This is a genomic window from Pseudoclavibacter sp. RFBG4, from assembly GCF_002931515.1.
Lineage (GTDB): Bacteria > Actinomycetota > Actinomycetes > Actinomycetales > Microbacteriaceae > Pseudoclavibacter.
Window position 1 is genome coordinate 1 of record NZ_PSYC01000001.1, and the last position, 24,307, is coordinate 24,307.

Here is a 24,307-nt window from a genome sequence, read left to right on the forward strand (position 1 = left end):
GGGAACGCGGGTGTCGGAGGGGAGGGGGGTAGGTCCACCGGACGCATCGCACTGCCGGCAAACGCCTCGGCTGGTCAGCGCACGTTCGGGATCGTGGTCGGACAGGGCGGCGAGGTGAAGAGAGATGGGTCGACCGCGTTCGGAGGTGCCGGCTACGGGCTTGGTGGCGCTTCCACACCCGGCCCTCGAGATTATGACGGTGTAGCAGGTGGCGGCGGAGGCGGCAGTGCTCTCCTCGCCGGCGCCGTGAGAGGCGCGCCCCTGATCGTCTCGGGCGGTGGCGGCGGTTCTGCCATCCGTCACACCGTGCAAGGGTCCACAAAGCAGGTCACCGTGTACACCGCCCCGGACGATCGAACCGGCTTCGACTACGGCACCGCGAGCAGCGGTGGCGCTCCGAACGGACGCGTGGGTGCGATCGGTGGGGCGAACTCCGATGGCACCGGCCTCGCGGTCAATCCTGCCAACGTCGGAAACGGCCAGAACGGCGGCCGCCGAGGCGGCGTCAATCACTACGTGGTCGACAACGGCAACTGGGGCCCCGTCACCCGCGTCGAGGGTTACGACGGCCAGAGTTTCGGGTCCGGATCCAACGGCGGAGGCAACGGCGGAGACGGAGCCCCGCGCACCGGCAACGGCCGCGGCGTATTCGGTGCCGCTGCGGGTGGTGGAGGCGGCGGGTACGCAGGCGGTGGAGGCGGCGGCATGGCTGCTTCACGTTTCAAGGGGGACAACTCACTTTCTTTCTCCACGGGAACCGGAGCCGCCGGCTCCTCATTCCGAGCGTCGGACTCAGAGGCAGCTTCGCTCGGATACCCGATCAGTGACTACAACCGCACCACGTCGGGGTTGAGCTCGAACAACAACCGCGGGCATGAGGGCTTGATCTCCCTCAGCTGGTGCGCCTAGTTCGCGAGCTCCAACTTCGGGCTTCTCCAGGGCAACCGCACAAGCGCCTCCGGAAAAACCGCTCCACGTTCCGCCCTCGTTCAGCCTGGCCTCGTGAAGGTGACGACCGGGTTCGACCGACGGGCATCGATGGCGACCTCGGCGGTCACGCCATAGACGTCTTCGATGAGCTCAGGGGTCAGCACCTCGGTCGGAGTGCCAGCGGCGACCACGGATCCACCACGCAGGACGACGAGGGCGTCGCAGTACATGGCCGCGAGGTTGAGATCGTGGATGGCGATGATGGTCGTGACCGGCAGTGCGCGTATGAGCTCCAGCAGCTCGAGCTGGTGCCGGATGTCGAGGTGGTTGGTCGGCTCGTCGAGGAGCAGTTCGTGGGGCTCCTGGGCGAGGGCACGGGCGATCTGGGCGCGCTGGCGTTCTCCGCCCGAGAGGGTGTGCCAGAAGCGGTTGGCCTGATCGAGCAGTCCGACGTGGGCGAGGGCGCGATCGACCGCGCGATCGTCAGCGGCGGTATCTCCTCCGAGTCCTGAGCGATGCGGGATCCGTCCGAGGCGGGCGATGTCGCGCACGGTGATGTCCACGTCGGTGTCCGCGTGCTGGGTCACCGACGCCACAGACCGCGCGATGTGCCGACGCCCGACGGTGCTGATGTCGACGCCGTCGAGGGTCACGAGGCCAGCGCTGGGCTTCACGAAGCCGTGGAGCACCCGAAGCAACGACGATTTACCGGACCCGTTCGGCCCGAGCAGGCCGACGGTCTGGCCCGGCTGGGGGTGCAGGCTGACGCCGTCCACGACGAGCGCTCCGCCTCGGCTCCACGAGACGCCCTCCGCGTTGATCGTCACGTGCGCTTCCTCCTCCGCGCGAGGAGCGCGATGAAGACGGGCACCCCGACGAGGGCCGTGCCGACACCCACCGGGAGCGGGGTGGGCGAGAACGCGACTCGCGATCCCGCATCGACCCAGACCATGAAGATCGCTCCGATGATCGCGGTCGCTGGGATGAGGCGCGAGTGTCGCGGGCCGACGAGCAGTCGGGCGGCGTGCGGCAGCACGAGGCCGACGAAGCCGATGGCGCCCGCGACGCTGACCAGCGTGGCGGTGATGAGGGCGGTCGCGATGAGGAGGATGGCTCGAGTACGCGCGACGTGGATACCGAGGGACGCCGCGACGTCTGGGCCGAACGCGAAGGCATCGAGGGCGTGGGCGTACCTCGCGCAGAGCACTGTGCCGGCGCCGACGACGACGACGCAGAGCACGACGTCATCCCATCTCACCCCTTCCAGGGAGCCCAGCATCCAGAACATGACACCCCTCGTCTCGTCGGAATCGGCGAAGGCGAAGATGATCAGCGACGTCAGGGCGGAGAACAGCTGCGTGCTCGCGACCCCCGCGAGGACAACTCGGTCGGTCCCGCCGCCAGAGAGCTGAGACAGCAGGAGGACGAGCCCGAACGCGACGAGTGCGCCGATGAACGCGCCACCGGAGAGTCCGATCGCGGCGCCGCCGAGCCCGAGGACACCGACCGCGACGGCGCCCGTGGATGCGCCGGATGAGATGCCGAGGATGAAGGGGTCGGCGAGCGGGTTGCGCAGGAGCGACTGCATGACCACGCCGCAGAGCCCGAGGCCGATGCCGCACGCGGCGGCCACGAAGGCGCGAGGGAGTCGCTCCTCCCAGACGATCGCGTCCTTCGACAGCTTCACCGGGATGTCGGTCAGGCCGAGGTGGTTCGTGACGATGTCGCGGACGTTGACGGGCAGGATATCCGCCGGACCGAGCGTGATCGCAGCCCCGACCGACACGAGCAGCAGCAGCAGACCGGCAAGCACGAGGGCGCACGCGATCAGCACCCGTGGCGGCCGGGGCGCGCGGGGAGATTCGGGGCTCACGCATTCGACGGAACGCTGGCCCGTGGCGGAGCTCAGAGTTCCTCCCCGTGCTCGTCCCACCACACCTTGATCTTCTCGAGGCCGTCGACGAAGCGTATGGACGGGTTGAGCTCTGCCCCGTGCAAGTCGATGTAGCGCTTGTTCTGCACGGCATCCATCGTCTTGGTCAGCGGGTCGGATTCCAGGAACGCGACCTTCTCGTCCAGCCGGTCGCCGGGGAATCGGTCTCGCTGCAGGTCCCCCAGGATGAGCACCTGCGGGTTCCGATCGACGATGTCCTCCCAGGTCGTCGCGGGCCAGTCATCGTCGAGGTCCGCGAAGACATTCGTGAGCCCTGTGGATGATCCGAGCATGGCGGCAGACCCTAAGCCACCCGCGATGTAGGGCGTCTTGGTGTCGGCGAACCAGTACGCAGCGGTCGCACCGTCGAAGTCGACGCCGTCGGTCGCCGCTGCAGCGCGAGTCTGCAGGTCGCTCACGAGCTCGGCCGCTCGATCTGAGACGTCGAAGATCTCACCGAGCTCCGTGATCTCCGCGTACAGCGCATCGACCTCGAGCGGCGTCGTCCGTGTCCCTCCCCCGTTGATGCTGGTCCCGTTGTCGCAGTCCGTCGGCGAGAGGTAGCTGTTGACGCCTGTCTCGGCGAATCGATCGCGCGAGGTAACCCCGCCTTCAGCGAAGTGCCGGCCGAAGGAGGCGGTCACGAAGTCCGGGTCCGCGCCGAGAACAACCTCGTAGGTGGGGGCGTTGTCGGCCAATCTCGGGACGGCGGCGTTGGCGTCGGCCAGCGATTCGAGGACCGGGTCGGTCCAGGATGCCGTGCCCACCATGCGGTCCTGGAGCCCGAGCGACAGGAGGATCTCCGTCGAGTTCTGGTCGAGCGAGACGACCCTCTCCGGGGCCGCGTCGATCGTCACCTGCGTTCCGCAGTTGTCGAGGGTCAGCGGGTACTGCGTCGCCCCATCTCCTGCGCTTGCCGCCGAGTTGGTCTCGACCGCCTCCGACGCGCCGCATCCGGAGAGCCCGAGGACCACTGCGGCGGTGAGAACGAGGCTGAAGGTGGCGCGCTGACGCACATGGGCTCCCTGGATCGAGTCGAATCTGCCGACTGGCTCGCTAAGGATAGCCTTACCTGCGCGCTCGGGCGTGCGCCGGGCCTGCCAACGAGGAGCGCGGAGGCCGGGGACAAGGCGGCGATGAGTTCGATAAGCCCCGTGACCGCCAGCAGCAAGGAGACGCGCACGCGTCCATCACTCAGGGATGATCGGAGCTCCGAGACGCTCTTCGACCTGCTGCCAGACGCTTCGACCGAGTTCAGGGTTGAGGCTCGTCGGCACCGGGGTCGTGAGGATCGGCGCACCGGTGGCTCCCGTCCGGGGGCCGAAGTAGGCGGCGGCTGGAAGCAGGGGTGTCGTCATCGCGGCGATCGCCGGCTGCGCAGCCGCATCCTTGCCCTGCACCACTCTCGAGAACACTGGAGCGACGGCCACCGCGAGCGCGCGGACGAGTGCGGAGCGCTGCTGCAGTGGGGGTCGGTCCGGCGTCAACGCGTCGATCGCGGAACCGGGGTGGCTGACGACCGACCTCACACGAGAACCACTCGCGACGAGTCGCCGGTCGAGCTCGAAGCCGACGATCTCGGCGGCATGCTTCGACATCGCGTAGGCGGCGCGGGGACGATACTCGGATGGAGCAAGCCAGCCGTCCGCATCGAACGGGATCCTCTTCGTGAGGAAACTGCCTGTGCTGATCACCCGCGCTTCAGGCGCGCGCGCGAGCGCAGGGAAGCTCAATCTCAGGAACTCGAGGTGCGCGAGGACGTTGACTCCGACCGTGGACTCGACCCCGAACGGCCCTTCGCTGTAGGTGGGGTGAGCGGCGATGACGCCGGCGTTCATCACGAGACCGTGGACCGGCGGACCGGCGCCGATGCGCGATCCGGCCGCGCGAACGGATTCGAGGTCTACGAGGTCGAGTTCGAGGTGGCGGTGGCGGGCGGGTTCCGCGAGGAGCGCGATGGCGCTCTGCGCTTTCTCCGCGGAGCGGGCCGCCACGATGATCTGCGCGCCGAGGCGAGCGAGCCCTTCCGCGACGAAGAAGCCGATGCCGCTGGTTGCGCCGGTGACGATGATCGACTGTCCATCGAGTCGTGGTGTGTCCATTGATCAGGCTTTCTGTTCAGGCGCGGAGGCGGGCAGCTGGTCGCGCTCGCGCGGAAGCCATGCGGCGGCTGCACATCGAGCGCCAATTTGCTTCAAGTTCTGAAGTGACTGTAGCAGAAGCTTCAAGTCTTGTAGCAAGTGCTAGGGTGTGCCCATGGGAGACGAGCGCAGGCAGAAGCTGTCGGAGGCCCTCTTCGCCGCGTACGACGTCGTCGCGCGCACCAACGATGCGCTCGAGCCGGCGCTTGCAGAGTTCGGACTCACCGCAGTCACCGCCCACCTGCTCTGGCTGATCGACCCCGACGCGCCCGCGCCGTCGATGCGCACGGCCGCCGAACGGACGCACTGCACCCCGCAGAACGTGACCTTCATGTGCCACCAGCTCGAGGCCAAGGGCCTCGTCACGCGAAAACCGTCCCCGACCGACCTCCGACAGCGCGTCATCGAGCTCACCCCCGAGGGCCGTGCAGCTCGCGACGCGATCGTCGAGCTCGCCTCCACCAGCTCGCCGCTCGCCAACATCGATGAGTCCGACCTCGCACGAATCGCCGAGCTCCTCGGCAACGCGCCTTCGCGCCTGGCCTGAGCCCTCGAGAGTCCGGCGGGGTGTCCTACCAGCAGATTCTCGCGTGGCTGCGCGACGGAACATTCGCGCCAGAGAGCATGCTGAGCGAGGACGACCCCTTGAAGCGCTTGGCGGTCAGCCGGGCTCCGGTGCGAGGCGCATTCCTCGCAGAGCTCCGCTTGCACATCCATCACACGCATGGATCCCTCATGGGATCACGGTGACCCGCATCACCGAACCCACCCACACCCGCGGAAAGGCATGACCATGACGCTCCCCTCCCCACTGGACGCGCTCAAGTCCGTTGCCGTCGCACCCATGGCTGGCGGCCCGAGCAGCCCCGGCCTCGTCATCGCCGCGGCCCGTGCAGGACATTTCGCGCAGCTCGCCGGCGGGTACAAGACCGCGGCGGCACTGAACGCGCAGATCGCCGAGGTGACCGAGGCAGGGGTGTCGGAGTTCGGCGTCAATCTCTTCGTCCCCAACCCTCACCCCATCGACGACGCGGGATACGCCGCGTACTGGGAGAGCATCCGCGACCACGCGTCGACGCACGATGACGCTGCGACCATGGCCGCCAGGCTGGAAGACGATGACGAGTGGTCGGAGAAGCTGGATGCGCTCATCCTCAACCGGACGCCGGTGGTGAGCTTCACGTTCGGGCTCCCCTCGGCGGGTACGTTTCGGCGGCTGCAGGAGGCCGGGGTCCTCACGATCCAGACGGTGACCTCCGTCGATGAGGCGCGACAGGCCGCTGCAGCCGGCGCCGACGCCCTGACCGTTCAGGGATACGACGCCGGCGGCCACAGCGGCGTGTGGGACCCGGACACCTTCCCTGAGAACATCCCGCTCGCGACGCTCGTCGAGCGCGTCCGGACGGTCACGGACCTGCCCCTGATCGCGTCGGGTGGGATCACTCGTCGCGACCAGGTGCTCGAGCTCCTCGACGCAGGCGCAGACATGGTGGCGGTCGGCACCGCGGTGCTTCGGTCAGACGAGAGCGGAGCGTCTGCAGTGCACAAGGCTGCGCTCGCAGATGAGCAGTACACCGAGACGGCCTTCACGCGGGCATTCACGGGTCGCCCCGCGCGTGCACTCGTCAACGACTTCGTCGAGAGCCACGTGGATGCGCCAGTCGGGTACCCAGCGCTGCATCACCTGACCCGGACCATGCGGGCGAAAGCCACGGCCGCGGGCGACAGCACGCTCGTCAACCTCTGGGCGGGACAGTGCTGGCGAGAGGCGAAAGAGGGGCCCATCGCCGCGATCCTCGATGCTCTGGAACCGTGAGACCGCGCCGCTGATCCTGGCGGGCTCGGGGGCGTTGGCGACCGCCTCCCTTTGACGCTCAGAACGATGAATCGTCTCCGGATGCACGCGAGTCGACCCCGCGATCGACGGCGTGCAGCGCCAACTCGAGCACCTGCTGCGCCACCAGCTCAGGCTCGGACGCAGTGACCACGTGGCCCGACTGCTCCGCCCGCACGTGCACGGCCCCCGGATGCGCGGCGACCGTCTCGAGGTGCGCCGCGCTCAGCGGGCCGCGCGTGCGGTCGGCCGGCGTCTCCTTCATGCCAGAGATCACGCGCATCGGCAGGTCACCAAGCCGCGGCGGACGCGAACGCAACCCGGCGAGCTCGCTGCGCACCATTCGCTGCTCCGCGGCGGCGGCCCGCGCAGCGCCCGGGTTCGTCGACGCATCCAGCGCCTGCGCCGCCGCGATCGGGTCCATGCCATCGACGAGGCTCCGCAGCTGCGCACGCAGCAGGCCGAGTCGGGCAGCGGGCTCCAGCACCGCGGCCGAGAACGCGAACAGCCGCCGCGTCGAAGGCCGGAAATACAGTGCCGCGTGCTCGTCGCTCTGGTCGACCAGCACGACACCATCCATCGGCGCACCCGCCGCCAGGCGACGTGCTGCCAAGCGCCGCACGATGGGCCCACCCCAACTGTGGCCGACAAGCACCAGCCGAGAGGGCTCCTGTGCGTTCACCACCGTGTCGAGGTCATCCGCGAGCCGCTCCAACGTGCGCGGTGCGGGATCCGGCGTGCTCTCTCCGTATCCGGCACGCTCGTAGGCGACGACCCGCACGCGCTCCGCGAGCATCCGGTGCACGAGCCCCCAGTACAGTCCGCTCGCACCGAGACCCGCCTCGAGCACGACCACCGTGCCTGCATCGAGCGGCCCGCTCGCGAACGTGCGCAGGCGACGACCGTCGGGGGTGGTCACGAAGGCGGCGGAGTCGATCACCCCGGCATGCTCTCACGCCCCGACAACCATTCGCCAGGCGCCGGTGACAGCCTCCGGTGCGAGGATGGCCCCAATGGATATCGAATTCTCGACCATCGAAGGCGGCAGCGTCGAGCTGCACGACGCCCGCCGGAAGCTGCGCAGGCGCGTCGAGCTGGAGCCGTTCGAGATCGGCGTCTACGCCGTCACCCAGTCGCAGCTCGGCGAGCTCCTCGGCGAAGCCACCGACGACGGGACGAGCCACCCCGAACGGCCAGCGACCGACGTCAGCTGGCTGCGCGCCATCCGCTTCTGCAACGCCGCCTCCGAATGGGAAGGGCTCGACCCCGCGTACTCGTACGACGGCGAGCAGGTCACGTGGCACGTCGACTCCGACGGCATCCGCCTCCCCACCGAATCGGAGTGGGAGTTCGCGTGCCGCGCCGGGTCGACCACCGCCCAGTACGGGCCGCTCGCCGACGTCGCCTGGACGAGCCTCGACGGCGTCACCAGCCCTCAGCCCGTTGGCGGCAAGCACCCCAACCTCAACGGCCTCTTCGACACCCTTGGGAACACGTGGGAATGGTGCTGGGACCACCTCGACCCGGCCCGCTACGACGACTACCGCGTGTTCAGAGGCGGCGGCTACGCCGACGACACCTGGAGTGTCCGCGCCTCCGTTCGCCGCGGCGGTGCGCCCCGCATGCACCACGAGGACGTCGGGTTCCGCGTCGCGCGCGGCGGCTTCGACGCCGTGGATGCGGCCCAGGGCTGGTCAGCGGCAGCCGATCGCGAGCGCGACGTTGGAGGGGCCCACCCCGTTCGGGTGGACCCCTCAGAGCTGACCGGCGCCAGCCGCCTTCCTCAAGCTGACGTGGCGTCGGCTCGAACAGCGAGCCGTCAGACCGCGAACTGGATGACGCCCGTGACGATGAGCGTCAGCAGGGTCGTCCACAGGACGATCGCGGCCGCCTGCCACACCAGCACGCGCCCCTTCGAAATGCCGCTTCCCGCGAGCGCGGCGGCCGTGAAGTGCGTCGGGAGCAGCAGCGGGCCGAGGAGGCTCACACCGGCGACCCCGTAGCGATTGAAGGCGCGCTGGAACTTCTCGCGGCTCGCAGTCTTCGGCTTCGCGTCCGCCGGCGACTTCGCGAAGCGGGCCCGGATGGCAGCACCCAGGTACACGACCAGCGCTACCGCGATGAAGTTGCCGACGGCGCCCGCCACCGCCGCGATCACCGGGTTGATGCCACCGATGATGCCGATCGTCGCCGCACCCTCCCCCTCGATGAAGGGAACCGCGCCAGCGAGCGCCACGATGAGCGGCTGGAGCCACTCGGGCAGCTGCGCCATCAGGTTCTGGAAGCCGAGGATGAGCTCTGCGATGGGATTCATGGTGTGGCCTTTCGAAGCTGAGATCTGGGCTGCCGCGTCGGAGTACCGCGGTGATGACTCCATTCCAGTCGGGATGCTCGCGCAGCGGCAGTGTCACCGCGTCACCACTCCTCGTGAGGATGCGCGTGCCGGTTCGTGACATATGTCACGGGTCGGGCACCCGCCGCTGGCCTACCGTGGAGGGATGAGCACTCCACGCATCGGCGAGATCGCGCTGGCCCGCGGCGTGACCGCCACCTGGTGGTACACGGCGGTTGGGGTCGTCTCCTTCGTCGCGTTCACGGGCATGTTCTGGGTCTTGTGGGCCTGGGCGTCGCCGGCTCTCGACGCGCCCTGGCGGCTCCCCGTCGCGATCGCCGGCGGGGTCGCGTGGATCGCATCCAGCATCTTCCTGCTCCTCGACTACCGACCGAGCGTGCACGCCGCCCGTGACGGCGAACGGCACCCGCGGTCGCCGCTCAACATGACCGGGTTCGCGTTCGCCGCACTGGGCGCGCTGCTGCTCGGAGTCGGCACGTCGTCGGTACTGGCCGCGGTCGGGGTTCTCGGGTTCGTGCTGGCTGTCCGGCCGTGGACACCCGGCGTGCGGTGGCGGGTCGTCGTCGGGGCGACGGTGCTCGTGACCGCGCTCGTCTTCGTGGAGGCGTCGAGCTTCACAAGGCAGGGCATCCCCTCCAGCGCGTTCTCGGCACCCGCGTTCTTCATCGTGATGCTGCCCACCATGACCGCCTTCTCCCTCTGGTGGTGGGAGATCGTCCTCGAACTCGACCGGGCCCGCGCCGCCGAGAGCCAGCTCGCCGCGACCCGCGAGCGCCTTCGCCTCGCCAACGACGTCCACGACCTCCAGGGCCACCACCTGCAGGTGATCGCGCTGCAACTGGAGCTCGCCGAGCGGCTCCTCACGAAGGACCCGGCGGCGGCTGCAGAGCAGATCCGCGCCGCCCAGGGCGCCGTCGACGAGGCGCGCGCCGGCACCCGGGCGCTCGCGACGAGCTTCCGAGGCGTGCCCCTGCCGGACGAACTCGAGAACGCGGCCGACCTGCTGCGCGCCGCCGGCCACGACGTGCGGATGCACGTGGGACCGGGCACCGCATCCGCCCCAGCCGCCGTGCTCGGGCCGATCGTGCGCGAGAGCGTCACCAACGTGCTCAAGCACGGCGACGGCGCCCGCGCGCGGATCGAGCTCAGCCGTGACGGCGACACGTGGCTCTACCGGATGGTGAACGACGCCGCCGATCGCAGTGACAGCAGCGGGGTCGGGGCCGGGGCCGGTACTCATTCCGGGGCTCGCGCCGGTGCCGACGTCGCCTGGGGCAGCGGCCTCTCGGGCATGGGCGAGCGCCTCGAGTCGAGCGGCGGTGAAGTCGAAGCCTGGAACGACGGCACGAGCTTCACGGTGCAGGTGCGACTGCCCATCGCCGACCAGCAGGCTGCGGCGAGCGCGGAGGGACACGCATGATCCGGGTCCTGCTCGCCGACGACGAGGACATGATCCGCACGGCGCTCGCCTCGCTCCTGCGCCTCGAGGACGACCTCGAGGTGATCGCCGAGTGCAGCACCGGCACGGCCGCCGTCGAGGAGGCCCTGCGCCTCAAGCCCGACATCTGCCTGCTCGACCTCGAGATGCCCGGCCTCGACGGTGTCGAAGTCGCCGAGCGCCTGCAGGGGCTATCCGAGGTGCGGTGCATCGTCGTCACGAGGCACGCGAGGCCCGGGGTGCTGCGTCGGGCGCTCTCCGCGGGGGTGGAGGGGTTCATCCCGAAGTCCCGCCGCGCCGAGGAGGTGGCCGACATCATCCGCCGCGTCGCCGCTGGCCGACGCTACGTCGACCCGGAGATCGCCGCGGATGCGCTCGCCGACGAACGCAGCCCCCTCACCGACCGAGAGCTCGACGTGCTGCGTGCCGGGCAGCGGGGCGAGACGATCGCGGAGATCGCCCGCACCCTGCACCTCTCCCCCGGTACCGTCCGCAACCACGTGTCGTCGGCGCTCGGCAAGCTCGCCGTGTCGACACGGCAGCAGGCGACCGTCGTGGCCCGCGAGCGCGGCTGGATCTAGCGCGGCGGTTGCAGGCTGGCCTGGCCTGGTGCCTGACATGACCTGGCCTGGCCGCCCCCACCACCCCCCACGTCCAGTTTCGGGATGGAAACATCACTTCGTTGCAGGAACCTTCCCCGAACGAAGTGACTTCCCCATCCCGAAACTCACAGCACCGTCGGACACCCACCCGAACCAATCCACTCGCCAGCCCGACAAAACCCACGGGCCTAAAGACACCCACGTCCAGTTTCGGGATGGAAACATCACTTCGTTGCAGGAACCTTCCCCGAACGAAGTGACTTCCCCAACCCGAAACTCACAGCACCGTCGGACACCCACCCGAACCAATCCACTCGCCAGCCCGACAAAACCCACGGGCCTAAGGACACCCACGTCCAGTTTCGGGATGGAAACATCACTTCGTTGCAGGAACCTTCCCCGAACGAAGTGACTTCCCCAACCCGAAACTCACAGCACCGTCGGACACCCACCCGAACCAATCCACTCGCCAGCCCGACGAAACCCACGGGCCTAAGGACACCCACGTCCAGTTTCGGGATGGAAACATCACTTCGTTGCAGGAACCTTCCCCGAACGAAGTGACTTCCCCATCCCGAGTTGGCGGGCGACGAATGGGCAGACGGGCAGACGGACGGGTTGCGGGGCGAAAGGCAGGACAGACCGGCAGGCCGGGCAGGCAGACCGACGAACCCACAGGCCGGGCAGGCAGACCGACGAACCCACAGGCCGGGCAGGCGGGCGGCAGGCAGGGCAGGCAGACCGGCGAACCCACTGGCCGCCGCCGCGCGTCAGCGGGCGGCCACGCCGATGGCTGGCTGGACGCGGCTCGCGATTCGCATGGGCGCGAGCGCAGCGAGCACCGACGCGGCGATCACGCCTGCCCCGAGGCCCGCAAGCGCCCCGAAGGGCGGCACCCCGCCTGCCATGCCGAGGACGTGCAGGGCGAGCAGCCCGTACCCGCCGCCAACGGCAACGCCGATCGCCGCGCCGATCGTAGCGGCGAGCGCTGCCTCGGCCGCGACGGAGCGGCGAGTCCCTGCGCGGTTGACGCCCAGGGCGCGCAGCAGCGCGATCTCTTGTCGCCGCTCGGCGACCGAGAGCGCAAGCGTGACGGAGACCCCGATCATCGCGACGAGCAGCGTCACCCCGATCATTGCCGCGCCGATGAGCTGGCCGATGAGGATCGTCTGCTCGATCCCCGCCTGCACGTCGGCGGCCCAGTAGACGGGGATGCCAGCGTCCAGGCGGTCGAGCACGGCTGATCGGAGCGCCTCGGGCGCCACCCCCGGGGCCGGGTCGATGAGGATGTCCGGGTCGCCGAGGCGAGCCTCCACGGATGGGTCAGCGGAGAGGCGGTCGACGACCGCTCCTGGGTCATCCACGAGGTCGACGGGGATGATGGCCGCTGTGGGGAAGTTGCGGGCGACGCTGGCCTCAGCGTCGGCGGTCGCGCCGGCGACGCCGACGGTGAGCGCCGCTGTGAGGCCGACACCCAGCGTCAGCACGGTGGTCATGGCGGCGGTGCGGCGGGACGCACGACGCGCGTTGGACATCGTCAGCCGGAGGGCGACTGACCGGGATGCGAGGGGCCGCAACAGTAGGGCCGACCAGCGGATGAGGAGGGGCCCGACAGCGACGAGTGCCGCGAAGACGAGCGTGCCGCTCAGCGCGGCGAGCGCGAGACCGAGGAACTCGTCGGTGGGCGCGACGGCCACCCCCGCGACCGCGGCGGCGGCTGCGAAAGCGGTCGCTGTGACCGCGGTCAAACCGCGGGTCCCTCCGCGCAGCGGACGCGCATCCGACGAGCGCGCCTCCCCGAGCGCGGTGACCGGCGGGGTCCTGCCCGCTGCCCGTGCAGCCGGGAGTGCGGCGACGATGGAGGAGGCCGCGGCAAGGACGAGGCAGGCGATGAGACCCGCAGGCGCGGCGTCGAACGGTGCAGTGATCAGCCCGGCCCCTCTCGCTGCCGCGACGAGCACCGCTGCGACCGCGAGCCCAACTGCGACGCCCGCTGCTCCGCCGACGAGTCCGATGAACGCCGCCTCGACGAGCACCGAGCGGCGGACCTGAGCCCGGGACGCCCCGACGCAGCGCAGCAGCGCGAGCTCGGCGGCTCGCCGGGCCAGCAGGATGCGGAAGGTCGAGCTCACGATCACGACGGCGGACAGCACGGCCAGGCCGACGAACACCGTGAGCGCGCCGAAGACGCCCACGAGCGTGTCGGTGACCGAGCGCGCCTCCTCCGCGCGCCGCTCCTCGCCGCCCACGACAGTGCTCTGGCCCGCCACCGCGCCCATTACGTCGAGGTCGGGCTCGCCCGTCACGAAGATCTGCATGGGGGTCATGGCGTCGCCGATCGCGACTGCGTCCTGCTCCCGGATGAGGGCGACATCCTGACCGAACTCGTGCACCTGCCCGATGCCGGCGACCGTGAGCTCATGGCCGCCCGCCACGAACACGTCGCCGACGGAGGCGCCGGAGCGTTCGGCCGTGCTCGCGCCGATGACGATCTCGCCGACCTCCGGCGGGGCGCCGGCAGTCAGCGCGCCGATGCCGCTCAGCGGGCCGGTGCCGGGGTCACTCGTCAGCTTCCAGACGGTGGTGGAGCCGCCGAGCTGCACTTCGACGTCGCCGAGGTACTCGACGGCGACCTCGTCCACGCCGGGGAGCGTACGCGCGCGCTCGGCGATCTCCGTGACCGCCTCCGTCGCGAGTTCCGCGTGTGGGAGGACTACTGCATCCGCCGCCGCCGGCGTGCTCATGCCGAAGGCCACGAGTGCGGTCCGCGCGTTGAGCGCGATCAGCAATGACGCCGCCGCGAAGGCGGCCGCCGCGACGATCGCGATGCCGATGAGGACCGCCTGGCCCGGCCGCCGGAGCACGCTCCTGGCGGCCGCGCGGATGACGATCATCCGGAAACCCCCGCACCGGCCGCGAGCGCGGCGACGTTCTCGAGCACCCGACCGCGGGTCGGCGAGGGCAGCGTGCCGGCCGCCCTCCCGTCCTTGAGCAGCACGACCTCGTCGGTGACGGCGGCGGCCACCGGGTCGTGGGTGACCATCACGACGGTCTGCCCGTACTCGTCGACACACGCGCGCAAGAGCGCGAGCAGGGAGCGGCCCGATTCGCTGTCGAGGGCACCGGTCGGCTCGTCGGCGACGATGAGGTCGGGGCGTCCGAGCAGGGCCCTCGCAACGGCGACCCGCTGGCGCTGACCTCCCGAGAGCTGTGCAGGCAGGTGCCGGAGTCGGTCGGAGATGCCGAGCCGCTCGACGAGCTCAGCCCGCCAGCCACGCTCGGGGCGACGCCTGGCGAGCGACGCTCCGAGATCGATGTTCTCGCCCGCGGTGAGATGCGGGAGCAGGTTGCCGTCTTGGAACACGAACCCGATCCGGTCTCGGCGTGCTGCCGTCAGGGCTGCGTCGTCGAGTCGCCCGAGGTCGGTATCGCCGAGCAGGATACGGCCGGAGGTCGGCTGGTCGAGCCCCGCGAGGCAGTGCAGCAGGGTCGACTTGCCTGAACCGGAGGCACCCATGATGGCCGTGAACCGCCTCGCGGGCAGGTCGAGGCTGAGCCCGTCGAGGGCGCGCACACGGTTGCCAGCGGCGCCGTATTCGCGTACGACGTCGATTGCTTGAGCGGCCAGCGGGACCGGCTGCACGGAGGGCTGGGAGCGGACAGCGCCGAGGTCTTGAGTCATGCATCAACCCTCCGATGCATGGGTGCCTGCCCGCCTCGACCGAGGGGACGGTCATGTCCGGCTCGCTCGTCCCTTCGAACGATTTGCTGGTGAGACGCAGTTGAGCTCAAGCCGGTTCCGCGAGGATGGATGTGTGACGACAAGCAGCGACGGCGGACGAGGGCGGCTCGGCTCCCTCCCAGTCCGCCTCAAGGCGGCGCCGAAGGTCGCCGAGCTCGTGGCGCTCGTGTTCCTGCTCGTGGTCGATTTCGAGCTCGCCGCCCGGTCCGCGGTCGTCCCGGAGTCCGGTGCCGCCGAGGCCCTCATCGCTGGCGCCATGACGACCGCGTTCGTTGCTCTCGTCGTGGCTGCGCTCGTGGTCGCCCGAGGCCGGTTGCCCGTCACTCTCACCGTGCTGTCCGCGTTCACGGTTTCGCTCCTCGCATCCGGTATTGCCGCATCCGTCGGCTTCCCCTGGTTCTCGCTGACCGAGTCGGCAGCCCTCGCCGCGCTCACGGTGTTCGGCGTGCGAGCCGCTTCTCTCCGAGGCGCGATCGCCGTCGGCGGCGGCTCGCTTGTGGTCGCGCTTGCCCTCACGCTTCTCCGCATCGGCGTCGACGAGACCGCGATCCTGCTCGCCATCCTCGTCTGGGGGTGCGCCGTGATCGGCGGTGTCGCAGCTCGATTCGTGCGCCTCCGCCGTGAATCCGCATTGGAGGCCGCCCGCCGAACCGAGCGCTTGGAGCTGGCGCGTGAGCTCCACGACGTGGTCGCGCACCAGGTCACCGGCATCGTCGTGCAGGCCCAGGCGGCACTCGCTGTCGCCCGCGACGACCCTGAGCGCACCGCCGAGGCTTTGACCGCCATCGAGGCGGCCGGCACTGAGGCGCTCACCGGCATGCGGCGCATGGTCGGCGCGATCCGCGACGAGCACAGCGACGGGAAACCCGCATCCCTAAGCGTCGGATACGGTCTGGCTGACATCCCGACGCTGGTCGAACGGTTCGACCCAGCCCGCGAGCGCACGACCCTGCACCTCGAGGACGCGGATGCGCCCCTACCGCCGGGCGTCGGCGAATCCGCGTACCGCGTGGTCAGGGAGGCGCTCACGAATGCCCGCAAGCACGCGCCTGCGGGCACCACCGCGGTGTCGGTGCGGGTGATCGACGCCGAGCTGGTGCTCGAGATCGAGAACGACGGGGTGCCCGCCGGTGCTCGCGAGGACGCCACGGCCGGGTTCGGACTCACGGGCATGACCGAGCGGGTCACCGCCCTCGGCGGGGTGATGCGCGCCGGCGCGGGCACCTCGGACACGTGGACCGTCGCGGTCTCCCTCCCCCTGGAGACGCAGCGATGATCACCGTCGTGCTCGCCGATGACCAGGAGATGGTGCGCGCCGGATTCCGCATGATCCTCGAAGCCGAGGGAGACATCCGCGTGGTGGGCGTCGCCGGCTCCGGCGACGAGGCGGTCACCGCGACAACGAAGACGAACCCGGATGTCGTGCTCATGGACATCCGAATGCCCGGCATGAACGGGCTCGACGCCACACGGATCATCACCGCTCGGCCTGACGCGCCGCGGGTCGTCATCGTGACCACGTTCGACAGCGACGAGTACCTGCGTTCGGCGCTGCAGGCGGGTGCATCCGGTTTCATGCTCAAGGATGCAGGACCGCGGCTGCTCGTCGAGGCGGTTCGCGCCGCCGCCGACGGGGACGCGCTGGTCTCGCCCTCGATCACGGTGCGGCTGCTGGGCGAACTCGCCGGCACCGCCGCGAGAAGAACTCCGACCAGCGTCGAGCACGAGCTCTCCGAACGGGAGGTGGAGATCGCGGCCGCCATCGCGCGCGGTGGCACCAATGAGGAGATCGCCGCCGACCTCTTCGTCTCCGTCTCGACCGTGAAGACGCACGCGCGCAACATCAGCGTGAAGCTCGGTGCCCGCAACCGCGTCGAGATCGCGGCATGGGCGTGGCGGATGGGCGTCGTCAGGTGAGCGAGCGATGACGGAGGCGGGAGCCGTTGCGTGCGACTCCCGCCTCCGTCGTCGTCCAGGCGAGCTCAGCTCTGGTGGTGGCGACGGCGCGTCAAGCCGTAGGCCCCGAGCCCGAGCAGCAGGGCGCCGAACCCGGCGATCCAGCCGAAGGTCGCCGTGCCGTCGAAGCCCGTGTTGGCGAGCGCGTCAGGGGTGTGGGATCCGCCCGTTCCGCCCGCCGACGGGGTCGTGCTCGTCGACCCAGGGCCGGCAGTCGAGGTCGGCGACGCGGTGGCCGTCGGTGTCTCGCCGCTCGTGGAGGTCGGCGAGGTGGTCGGGGCCGCTGTCGGCGTTGCGGTCGCCGTCGGAGTGGCCGTCGGTGGCGGCGTGGACGCGCTCGGCACGATCTCGATGGCGTCCCAGCCGATCACGGCGTCGGTGGCGTCGGAGACCGCGATGGTCCGGGCTCCGGGCTCCAGCTCGGCCGGCAGTGTCACGGTGATGCTCCCGGCGTCGTCGACAAGCACCGAGCCGAGCAGGAGCGGCTCCGGGGTCTGCAGCCAGACGTTGACCGTCGCGCCCGCGTAGTCGGCGCCCACGCCGAGGGCGACCGTTCCGCCGACCTCGGCGGATGCCGGCACGGAGATGCCGCCGCGGAGTTCTTCCGCGAGATCCTCAGCACCGATGGGCGCGGGCGCTGGCGTGGGAGTCGGCGTCGGCGTCGGCGTCGGGATGGGGGTGGCCGTGGCAGTCGGGGTCGCCGTCGCAGTCGGGGTGGCTGTCGGCGTTGGAGTCGGCGTGGGCGTCGCCGTGGGCGTTGCCGTGGCGGTCGCCGTCGCAGTTGGGGTCGCCGTGGCAGTCGGGGTCGCCGTCGCAGTCGGGGTGGCTGTCGGCGTTGGAGTCGGCGTGGGCGTCGCCGTGGGCGTTGCCGTGGCGGTCGCCGTCGCGGTGGGCTCTGGGGTCACGCCGCCGATCGCTGCGGTCCACTCGAAGGGAGAGGCGACACAGGGCAGGACGGGCAGGTCCATCTGCGCCAGTCCTTCGCCCGTGAAGGTGCCATCCGCATCCAGTACCCCGGAGAGCTCGTAGGTGGTGGTGCCGCTGCCGCCGCTCAGCTCCCATTCGACCTCGAACGGCACGCCGACCTCGACATCCACGGGCGGGTTGTCGCCGGGCCACACGATGAAGATCGTCTGCGGGAACATCCCGAAGATCGAGCAGGTGCTGGTGGTCGAGAAGCCGGTGAGCGTGCCATCGCCATCGATGGCGAACTCGACGTCGCGACCGCTGTCGGTGGTACCCGAGTAGCTTCCGGCGGTGGCTGGTGCCGCCGAGGCTGGGAGTGCCGCTGCCGCAGCGAGGAACCCGCCGAGTGCGAGCGAGGCTCCCGTGAGCAGGGCCGCGCGCCGCCGCGTCCGTCGTCGTGTGGTCATAGGGGAGGTCACCTTTCGTCGAGCAGCAGCATCGGCCGCGTCTTCTTGCCCAGGGCGCGGCCACACCAGCCTCGCGGGATGCCATCTGGCGCGGCAAGGGCGCGCCCCGACCCCGTACGAACCCGTACGGGTCGACGCGTGATGCCCCTCGGACGCCCGGCCCGGCCCGCGGATGCGACCATCCCCCTCTCTGCTACCTTCATCGGCATGAGCGCGCCGGTCTCGACCCTCGACGATCCCGACCTCCCTCCCGCGACGTTCGACGAGCTCGTCGGACGTCTTCGGCGGTTGCGCCAGCGCTCCGGTGCTCCGTCGTTCTCGGAGCTCACGGAGCGTGTTCGCGACGTTCGAATCGGCCGTGGGGCCCACGCGCGGGAGTCAGCGGTCGGCCGCATGACGGTCTACGACTGCTTCAGGCTCGGTCGCCGTCGCCTCGATGTGCCCCTGGTGCTCGACATCGTGCGGGCGCTCGGCGTCGACGATCGCGGCGCACAGCTGTGGTCCGACTGGTGCGGCCGCGTGCTGAGCGGCGGCACGGCACTTCGGGTTGCGAGGCTCGGCCTCGACGAGTCCACCAGCCCCGCGACGCCCCTGGTCGGGCGGGCGGATGAGCTTCGAATGCTGACGGCGAGCGAGGGGCCCGCGGTCATCACGGGGATGCCGGGCGTCGGCAAGACGCAGCTCGCGGTCCAGGCGCTTCACTCCCTGCTGGACACGGGCGCGATCAGCGACGTCGTGGTCGTCAACGTGCGCGAGCAGCTGAGCCAGGGTGGGGCCGCGGATGCTCGTTCGCTCGCAGACGCGCTGGCTCGCGCGCTCGACGTGCCCGCGGAGGCCCGCGACACCGAGGCGTCGGTGATCGCCGCAGTCGCCGACGCCGCAGCCGCGCGCCGGATCGGGGCCTTCGTCGATGACGTCAGCGAGCTCGCTCCCCTTGAGCCGCTCATCCGTGCGCTGCGGACCCCCACCATCGTCGTATCTCGGAACGAGGCCGAGCGAGCGCCGTGGCTGCGGCTCGTTGAGCTCACCCCCTGGAGCGACGAGGAGACCGGCGCCTTCCTGCGCGCCAGCATCGGGACGGACCGCGCCGACTCGGAGCCGGAAGCGCTGCAGGGTCTCGCCGCCGCGACCGGCGGATTGCCGCTGGCCGCACGCCTCCTGTGCACGCGCATCCTGCAGCGACCGCACTGGCGGCTCGCTGACCACCTCGACGAGCTCGACGAGCGCGAAACCGCGCCGGATGGGCCGCTGCGCGCGTCGATCGAGCTGAGCTACGCGGCGCTCGACGCGCAGGTCCAGCGCACGCTGCGTCTCCTCGCATCGATTCCCAGCGATGGCCTCGACACTGCGGCCGTCGGGGTCGTGGCGGATGCACGTGACCAGCTGCGCGCATCCACGGGCCCTTCGACACTCGCGCAGGCGTCGGCCCTTGATGCCCTCCAGGAGGCGCAGCTCGTGCAGCGCTCGACCGGGGCGACGCTGCTGCACCCGGTTGTCCGATCGTTCGCGCTGTCGCGCAGCCTCGAGGAGGATGCCCCGGTGGAGCGCAGGGCCGCACTCGACCGGGTGCTGGATCTCTACCTCCGGCGCGGCTGGGCTGCGCTCGAGATCAGCTACCCCGACGCGTCCGAGCGAGCACGTTCGAGCACACGACAGGCCGTTGATTCGGAGCGTTCGGAGGGGAACCGCGGGCTCAAGACACAACTCGGCGACGGCGACGCGGCGGAGTTCTGGCGGAGCCAGCTGCCGGTGCTCATCGAGCTGTCCGCGGCGGTCGCGGACAGACGGCCCGAGGTGCCGGTCGAGGTCAGCGAGCTCGCCGCGCACCACCTCGACGTGGACGGCCGGCACCGCACCGCCGAACAGGTGCACCGTGAGGCCCTCCGTCGTGCGGAGGCCCGCGCCAACCCGGAAGCCATGGCGGTGGCAGCGCACCGCGTCGGCCAGTCGATGGTGCGGATGGGCAGCCCGTATGCGCGTGCCGAGCTCCTGCGTGCACAGCAGCTCGCGGAACACGTCGGCAACGACGAGCTTGTGCTCAAGGCCTCGAACACCCTGGCCATCCTCGCCGCACAGGGCGGTGACCTCCACGAGGCGGCCTTACGGTTCGAGCAGGCCGTCGCCGCCGCCGAGCACGGCGGGCTCGATCACTTCGCGGCGTCGCTCAACGACAACCTCGGGATCGTGCTGCGGCGCCTGGGCGACCTCGAGGGCGCCAGAGCGCGGCATGGAGCAGCCCACCGAATCGCCCTCACCCGGGGCGACGTGGTCGCAGCTGGTGTGGCCCTCGTCAACCTCAGCGACGTCGAGGTGGAGCTCGGCGACTTCTCGAGCGCGGCGAACTCCGCGCGCGACGCCGTCCGCCTGACCGAGCACCAGGCAGGCCTGCCGCACGCGTACGCACTCACGAACCTCGCGCTCGCGCTTGCCGGCCTCGGTGACCGTGACGCAGCGGCGGCACAGCACGGGGCCGCGCTCTCGCTTGCCGAGGCCATGGGCAACTCGTCGCTGGTCGCCTCGGTGAGGAACAACCTAGGTGAGCTGCACCTGCAGTCCGGCCGGGTGGCGGATGCGGCCGGGCACCATGCGCTCGCCCTCGAGGTTGCCGAGGGTTCCGCCAACGCGCACGAACGCGCCAGGGCGCTGCTCGGACTCGCGGAAGCCGAGCTCCGCGCGGGGGTGCCGGAGGTGGCGCGACAGCACCTCGAATCCCTGCTGGCAGGCAGCGACTCCAGCACGCCAGACGTGGCGACGCCGCAGCTTGAGCGTGCTCGCGCGCTGCTCGCCGAGCTCGACTCCGTCTGAGACCCGCCGCGCGCATCCGGCCCGCCGCGCGCCTGATTCCCGGGCTGCGCCGCGCGCGCCCCGACCGGGACACCCAAACCTCGGGCTGGCGAACTCACTTCGTTGCGCGAACATTCCCCGAACGAAGTGACCTTTCCAGCCCGAGACCAGGCGGGCGCGCGGGTGCGCGGGTGCGCAGGCGGGCAGGCGGGCAGGCGCGCCGGACCTCGCATCCAGTCCCCGAGCTGCGCCTCGCTCTTCACGAGCCGCAGCGCGCATCCCGACCTCGTCACTTGAACCTCGGGCTGGCGAACTCACTTCGTTGCGCGAACATTCCCCGAACGAAGTGACCTTTCCAGCCCGAGACCAGGCGTACGACCCGGCGTTCGGGCTGGCTGGCGGCGGCGAGGCAGGGCGGTGGTCAGGCAGGCGGCGGGTCTGGGGCGCCGGCCGGAGACGTCGTCAGCCGGCGGTGAGCCGGTCGAGCACGTGGCGCAGCAGCGGCCACTCCGCGGTGCCGCGGAGGTACGCGGCGGATGCGCGCAGCATGGGCGGGTCCTGCATCCGCACGATCCGCACGTTGTCGCGCTGCTGCCTCGTGAGGGGCAGCATCCCGACCCCGAACTCAGCGGCGATGAGGTCTTCGACGAGGGCCAGGTCGTCGGACTGGTGGGTGACATTCGGCTCGTAGTCGGCGAGCGATGCGAGCACGCCGATCGCGATCTCGTCGGCGTTGTTCCTGGAGTTGCCGATCCACTCCTGGTCGCGCAGCGCGAGCATGAGCTCGCGGTTCGGCAGCGGCACCAGCCCGCGGCCCGGGAGCGCGTCGGCGTGGCGGTCCGCCATGCCGATGCCCCACTCCCCCTGCCAGAGACGCACGCTCTCGTACCCGGCGGGGATGCGCAGCGGCGCGAGCGTGTAGTCGTAGACGAGTGCCAGGTCGATTCGGCCGGCATCCACGAGCGCCAGCGCTTCGTCGGGTTCCTGTTCCTCGAGGACGAGGCGCACCCCCGGGTGCGAGGCGGCGAGTTCGCGCATGATCGGGAACAGGGCTCGGGCCGCCGTGGCGAAGCCGGCAACGCGCAGGGTGCCTTGCGGCTCACCGTCGGGGTCGAAGTCGCGCTTCGCTTCATCCAGGCTCGCCAGTATTCCGGATGCGCGCGTCGCGAGCCGAGCACCCGCGGCGGTCAGCCGCACCCCGCGTCCGATTCGCTCGAGGAGTCGCGCACCCAGCTCCTGCTGCAGGAGTGCGAGCTGCTGCGACACGACGGACGTCGTGGTTCGGTGCAGCTCGGCGACCGCACGCATGGAGCCGAGCCGGTCGAGGTCGACGAGGTACTCGAGGCGTCGTGTCTCCATGGGCCCTCCAGCCGCTGATCCTGGTCGCGGACGTCACCGTCCACGCCACCATTGTGCGTGTTTCGCGAACGATGTGTTCGCTCATCTCGCGTGGACACGGACACCGACGAGCGACATCCTGAATCCATGACCACGTCCAAGCTCGCGGCAGCTCCGCGGGGAACTGCACGTTCCGGCACGCTCATGACCATCTCGGCGATGCTCTTCGTGCAACTCGGGCTCGCGATCAGCACGGGCCTTTTCGAGCAGCTCGGTCCGCTTGGCACCGGCTGGATCCGCCTCGTGTTCGCGGCAGCGCTCGTGCTGGTCATCGTGCGCCCACGCCGTTCGTGGTTCACGCGCAGCAGCTTCCTGGCATGCGTTGTGCTCGGCGCGGCGACCTCGGGAATGACACTGCTCTTCACGCTCGCGATCGACCGCATCCCCCTCGGCACTGCCGCGGCCCTCGAGTTCCTGGGTCCGCTCGCCGTCGCCGTGCTGCGCAGCCGCGGCCGGGCGCTGCTCTGGCCGCTGATCGCCGCCGTCGGGGTCGTGCTGCTCACGGAGCCGTGGACGGGGAACATCGACCCGCTCGGCGTGCTGTACGCGCTCGCCGCCGCCGCCTGCTGGGCCGTCTACATCCTCTGCACGCAGCGGGTGGGTGACGAGCTGAGCGGTGTGCGCGGCCTGGCCGTGTCGATTCCGGTCGCCGCCGTCATCGCGAGCCTCATCGCGGCTCCGAGCACGATCCCGCTGCTCACCTGGGAGGCCGCGCTCGCCGGCCTGGGCCTGGCCGTGCTCCTCCCGACCGTGCCGTTCATGCTCGAGATCCAGGCGCTGCGCCGCATCACCGCGGCCGCGTATGGAACCCTCACGAGTCTCGAGCCCGCCGTCGCACTGGTCATCGGCCTGCTGCTTCTGCACCAGGTGCCGGGCATCCTGCCGGTTGTGGGTCTCGCGCTGGTCATCGTGGCGGGCATCGGCGTCGAGCGCTCGGCGGGACGCGCGGCTCCGCCGAGCGCCCCGACGCACGATGATCCCGGGTCAGGCGCCCGTGAGGCGACCCTTGAGCGCGGCGAGCTCCGCACCGGTGAGCCCGCCTGACTGCAGGTACGCGGCCGAGCCGCCGCGGGCATCCACCCATTCGAGGGCACGCTCGATGGCCGAGGCCGGGGTGGCAGCGACGAGGTCCTTGATCTCGTCGGTGAGCGGCAGGCCGTACTGCGCGACCATGCCGTACATGCGCTCAGCCCACTCGCCCGCGAGGTGCTCACCGGACGACGTGTAGTCGGCGACGATCGCCGATCGCTCGACGCCGACCGCGTCGAGCAGCAGCGCCGAGCCCACTCCGGTGCGGTCCTTGCCTGCGGTGCAATGCACGAGCACCGCTGTCGGCGGGGCGGTCGTCGCGTTGGCGACCAGGCGTGCGAGCTCAGCGAACGATGTGGCCCCGTGCTCGAGCATGCCGACGTAGAGCTCGCCGAGCGACGGGATCTGCGCGAGCACCGCATCGAGAGCCTTCGCCTGCTCGGCCGGGTCTCCACCGCCCGCTGCCGACTGCAGCCCCTGCTGGACAAGACCGGACACGGCCCCCTCGAGCAGGGGCAGCTCAGCAACACGGAACGGGCGACTCACGGGGAGGCGGTCCGGCGCCATCTGCCGCTCGGAGGGGGTGCGGAAGTCGACGATGACACCGATATCGCTCGCGGCGAGCTCCTCGAGGCCGGTCTGGGTGAGGGAGCTCAGCGCATCTGACCTGTAGAAGACGCCGGGCGTCGTCGTGCCGCCGGCCGCCAGCGGCATGCCGCCGGTGTCTCGGAAGTTGAAGGTGCCCTGGAGTGATGTCGCCGTCGTCATGCGACCAGCCTAGGACGGGGCTCCGA

At 70.5% G+C, this 24,307-nt stretch carries 20 protein-coding genes and 1 pseudogene; 10 read left to right on the top strand and 11 right to left on the bottom strand.

What is annotated here, in order from left to right:
- The first annotated feature begins 306 nt into the window (after window positions 1-306).
- The gene (locus tag C5E10_RS00005) at window positions 307-909 is read left to right on the top strand and encodes a hypothetical protein (RefSeq protein ID WP_146080099.1); all 603 of its coding nucleotides are present in this window, start codon (window positions 307-309) and stop codon (window positions 907-909) included.
- Window positions 910-989: 80 nt separating this feature from the next.
- Here the strand turns inward: C5E10_RS00005 and C5E10_RS00010 are convergent, their stop codons facing one another.
- The 4 genes from C5E10_RS00010 to C5E10_RS00025 form a co-directional block, all read right to left on the bottom strand.
- Window positions 990-1,757 (bottom strand): ABC transporter ATP-binding protein, encoded by a 768-nt coding sequence (locus C5E10_RS00010; RefSeq protein WP_104329889.1) that lies wholly within the window; start codon window positions 1,755-1,757, stop codon window positions 990-992.
- The gene (locus C5E10_RS00015) at window positions 1,754-2,803 is read right to left on the bottom strand and encodes an iron ABC transporter permease (RefSeq protein ID WP_219820294.1); all 1,050 of its coding nucleotides are present in this window, start codon (window positions 2,801-2,803) and stop codon (window positions 1,754-1,756) included. The genes C5E10_RS00010 and C5E10_RS00015 overlap by 4 nt, the downstream gene beginning before the upstream one ends.
- A 32-nt stretch (window positions 2,804-2,835) precedes the next feature.
- A complete protein-coding gene (locus C5E10_RS00020) occupies window positions 2,836-3,879 on the bottom strand; it encodes an ABC transporter substrate-binding protein (protein ID WP_181062560.1) in 1,044 nt (347 codons plus the stop codon).
- Window positions 3,880-4,053: 174 nt separating this feature from the next.
- Window positions 4,054-4,965 (bottom strand): SDR family NAD(P)-dependent oxidoreductase, encoded by a 912-nt coding sequence (locus C5E10_RS00025; protein ID WP_104329891.1) that lies wholly within the window; start codon window positions 4,963-4,965, stop codon window positions 4,054-4,056.
- Window positions 4,966-5,119: 154 nt separating this feature from the next.
- Here C5E10_RS00025 and C5E10_RS00030 point away from each other — a divergent pair, with 154 nt between their 5' ends.
- Complete coding sequence (locus tag C5E10_RS00030) at window positions 5,120-5,551, top strand: MarR family winged helix-turn-helix transcriptional regulator (protein ID WP_104329892.1); 432 nt, start codon at window positions 5,120-5,122, stop codon at window positions 5,549-5,551.
- 246 nt (window positions 5,552-5,797) lie between these two features.
- Window positions 5,798-6,820 (top strand): nitronate monooxygenase, encoded by a 1,023-nt coding sequence (locus C5E10_RS00040; protein ID WP_219820295.1) that lies wholly within the window; start codon window positions 5,798-5,800, stop codon window positions 6,818-6,820.
- A gap of 58 nt (window positions 6,821-6,878) precedes the next feature.
- Here the strand turns inward: C5E10_RS00040 and C5E10_RS00045 are convergent, their stop codons facing one another.
- Window positions 6,879-7,778, bottom strand: a complete 900-nt coding sequence (locus C5E10_RS00045; protein WP_104329895.1) for an alpha/beta fold hydrolase — start codon at window positions 7,776-7,778, stop codon at window positions 6,879-6,881.
- Between the two features lie 73 nt (window positions 7,779-7,851).
- Here C5E10_RS00045 and C5E10_RS00050 point away from each other — a divergent pair.
- Window positions 7,852-8,602: pseudogene (locus tag C5E10_RS00050) on the top strand (formylglycine-generating enzyme family protein).
- Between the two features lie 55 nt (window positions 8,603-8,657).
- Here C5E10_RS00050 and C5E10_RS00055 read toward each other — a convergent pair.
- The gene (locus C5E10_RS00055) at window positions 8,658-9,152 is read right to left on the bottom strand and encodes a small multidrug efflux protein (RefSeq protein ID WP_104329896.1); all 495 of its coding nucleotides are present in this window, start codon (window positions 9,150-9,152) and stop codon (window positions 8,658-8,660) included.
- Window positions 9,153-9,336: 184 nt separating this feature from the next.
- On the opposite strand from C5E10_RS00055, the gene C5E10_RS00060 reads away from it, so the two are divergent.
- Window positions 9,337-10,611, top strand: coding sequence for a sensor histidine kinase (locus C5E10_RS00060; protein ID WP_181062561.1), 1,275 nt, complete (start codon window positions 9,337-9,339; stop codon window positions 10,609-10,611).
- Window positions 10,608-11,210: a response regulator transcription factor gene (locus C5E10_RS00065; protein ID WP_104329898.1), complete on the top strand. Its 603-nt coding sequence runs from the start codon at window positions 10,608-10,610 to the stop codon at window positions 11,208-11,210. The genes C5E10_RS00060 and C5E10_RS00065 overlap by 4 nt, the downstream gene beginning before the upstream one ends.
- A gap of 791 nt (window positions 11,211-12,001) precedes the next feature.
- Here the strand turns inward: C5E10_RS00065 and C5E10_RS00070 are convergent.
- Together C5E10_RS00070 and C5E10_RS00075 are read right to left on the bottom strand one after the other, a co-directional pair.
- Complete coding sequence (locus C5E10_RS00070; protein ID WP_104329899.1) at window positions 12,002-14,125, bottom strand: FtsX-like permease family protein; 2,124 nt, start codon at window positions 14,123-14,125, stop codon at window positions 12,002-12,004.
- Window positions 14,122-14,913 (bottom strand): ABC transporter ATP-binding protein, encoded by a 792-nt coding sequence (locus C5E10_RS00075; protein WP_104329900.1) that lies wholly within the window; start codon window positions 14,911-14,913, stop codon window positions 14,122-14,124. Before C5E10_RS00075 ends, C5E10_RS00070 begins: the two co-directional genes overlap by 4 nt.
- 133 nt (window positions 14,914-15,046) lie before the next feature.
- On the opposite strand from C5E10_RS00075, the gene C5E10_RS00080 reads away from it, so the two are divergent.
- Window positions 15,047-16,249 (top strand): sensor histidine kinase, encoded by a 1,203-nt coding sequence (locus C5E10_RS00080; RefSeq protein ID WP_181062562.1) that lies wholly within the window; start codon window positions 15,047-15,049, stop codon window positions 16,247-16,249.
- Window positions 16,246-16,890 (top strand): response regulator transcription factor, encoded by a 645-nt coding sequence (locus tag C5E10_RS00085; RefSeq protein ID WP_104329902.1) that lies wholly within the window; start codon window positions 16,246-16,248, stop codon window positions 16,888-16,890. Before C5E10_RS00080 ends, C5E10_RS00085 begins: the two co-directional genes overlap by 4 nt.
- Window positions 16,891-16,955: 65 nt before the next feature.
- On the opposite strand, the gene C5E10_RS18970 is transcribed toward C5E10_RS00085, so the two are convergent.
- Window positions 16,956-18,302 carry a hypothetical protein gene (locus tag C5E10_RS18970; RefSeq protein ID WP_181062563.1) on the bottom strand — a complete coding sequence of 449 codons (1,347 nt, stop codon included), beginning with the start codon at window positions 18,300-18,302 and terminating at the stop codon, window positions 16,956-16,958.
- 207 nt (window positions 18,303-18,509) lie between these two features.
- Between C5E10_RS18970 and C5E10_RS00105 the strand changes: the two genes are divergently transcribed.
- Complete coding sequence (locus C5E10_RS00105) at window positions 18,510-21,107, top strand: tetratricopeptide repeat protein (protein WP_181062564.1); 2,598 nt, start codon at window positions 18,510-18,512, stop codon at window positions 21,105-21,107.
- Window positions 21,108-21,548: 441 nt separating this feature from the next.
- On the opposite strand, the gene C5E10_RS00110 is transcribed toward C5E10_RS00105, so the two are convergent.
- A complete protein-coding gene (locus C5E10_RS00110; RefSeq protein ID WP_104329906.1) occupies window positions 21,549-22,445 on the bottom strand; it encodes a LysR substrate-binding domain-containing protein in 897 nt (298 codons plus the stop codon).
- Between the two features lie 126 nt (window positions 22,446-22,571).
- Between C5E10_RS00110 and C5E10_RS00115 the strand changes: the two genes are divergently transcribed.
- The gene (locus C5E10_RS00115) at window positions 22,572-23,528 is read left to right on the top strand and encodes a DMT family transporter (RefSeq protein ID WP_104329982.1); all 957 of its coding nucleotides are present in this window, start codon (window positions 22,572-22,574) and stop codon (window positions 23,526-23,528) included.
- On the opposite strand, the gene C5E10_RS00120 is transcribed toward C5E10_RS00115, so the two are convergent.
- Complete coding sequence (locus tag C5E10_RS00120) at window positions 23,469-24,281, bottom strand: tyrosine-protein phosphatase (protein WP_104329907.1); 813 nt, start codon at window positions 24,279-24,281, stop codon at window positions 23,469-23,471. The two genes, C5E10_RS00115 and C5E10_RS00120, sit on opposite strands and share 60 nt — an antisense overlap.
- Between the last annotated feature and the right edge of the window lie 26 nt (window positions 24,282-24,307).

Coding starts and splice junctions, on each gene's coding strand:
- C5E10_RS00110 (WP_104329906.1), bottom strand. CDS start 22,445: ATGGAGACACGACGCCTCGAGTACCTCGTCGACCTCGACCGGCTCGGC.
- C5E10_RS00025 (WP_104329891.1), bottom strand. CDS start 4,965: ATGGACACACCACGACTCGATGGACAGTCGATCATCGTCACCGGCGCA.
- C5E10_RS00115 (WP_104329982.1), top strand. CDS start 22,572: ATGACCACGTCCAAGCTCGCGGCAGCTCCGCGGGGAACTGCACGTTCC.
- C5E10_RS00085 (WP_104329902.1), top strand. CDS start 16,246: ATGATCACCGTCGTGCTCGCCGATGACCAGGAGATGGTGCGCGCCGGA.
- C5E10_RS00060 (WP_181062561.1), top strand. CDS start 9,337: ATGAGCACTCCACGCATCGGCGAGATCGCGCTGGCCCGCGGCGTGACC.
- C5E10_RS00055 (WP_104329896.1), bottom strand. CDS start 9,152: ATGAATCCCATCGCAGAGCTCATCCTCGGCTTCCAGAACCTGATGGCG.
- C5E10_RS00030 (WP_104329892.1), top strand. CDS start 5,120: ATGGGAGACGAGCGCAGGCAGAAGCTGTCGGAGGCCCTCTTCGCCGCG.
- C5E10_RS00105 (WP_181062564.1), top strand. CDS start 18,510: ATGAGCGCGCCGGTCTCGACCCTCGACGATCCCGACCTCCCTCCCGCG.
- C5E10_RS18970 (WP_181062563.1), bottom strand. CDS start 18,302: ATGACCACACGACGACGGACGCGGCGGCGCGCGGCCCTGCTCACGGGA.
- C5E10_RS00120 (WP_104329907.1), bottom strand. CDS start 24,281: ATGACGACGGCGACATCACTCCAGGGCACCTTCAACTTCCGAGACACC.
- C5E10_RS00075 (WP_104329900.1), bottom strand. CDS start 14,913: ATGACTCAAGACCTCGGCGCTGTCCGCTCCCAGCCCTCCGTGCAGCCG.
- C5E10_RS00065 (WP_104329898.1), top strand. CDS start 10,608: ATGATCCGGGTCCTGCTCGCCGACGACGAGGACATGATCCGCACGGCG.
- C5E10_RS00070 (WP_104329899.1), bottom strand. CDS start 14,125: ATGATCGTCATCCGCGCGGCCGCCAGGAGCGTGCTCCGGCGGCCGGGC.
- C5E10_RS00040 (WP_219820295.1), top strand. CDS start 5,798: ATGACGCTCCCCTCCCCACTGGACGCGCTCAAGTCCGTTGCCGTCGCA.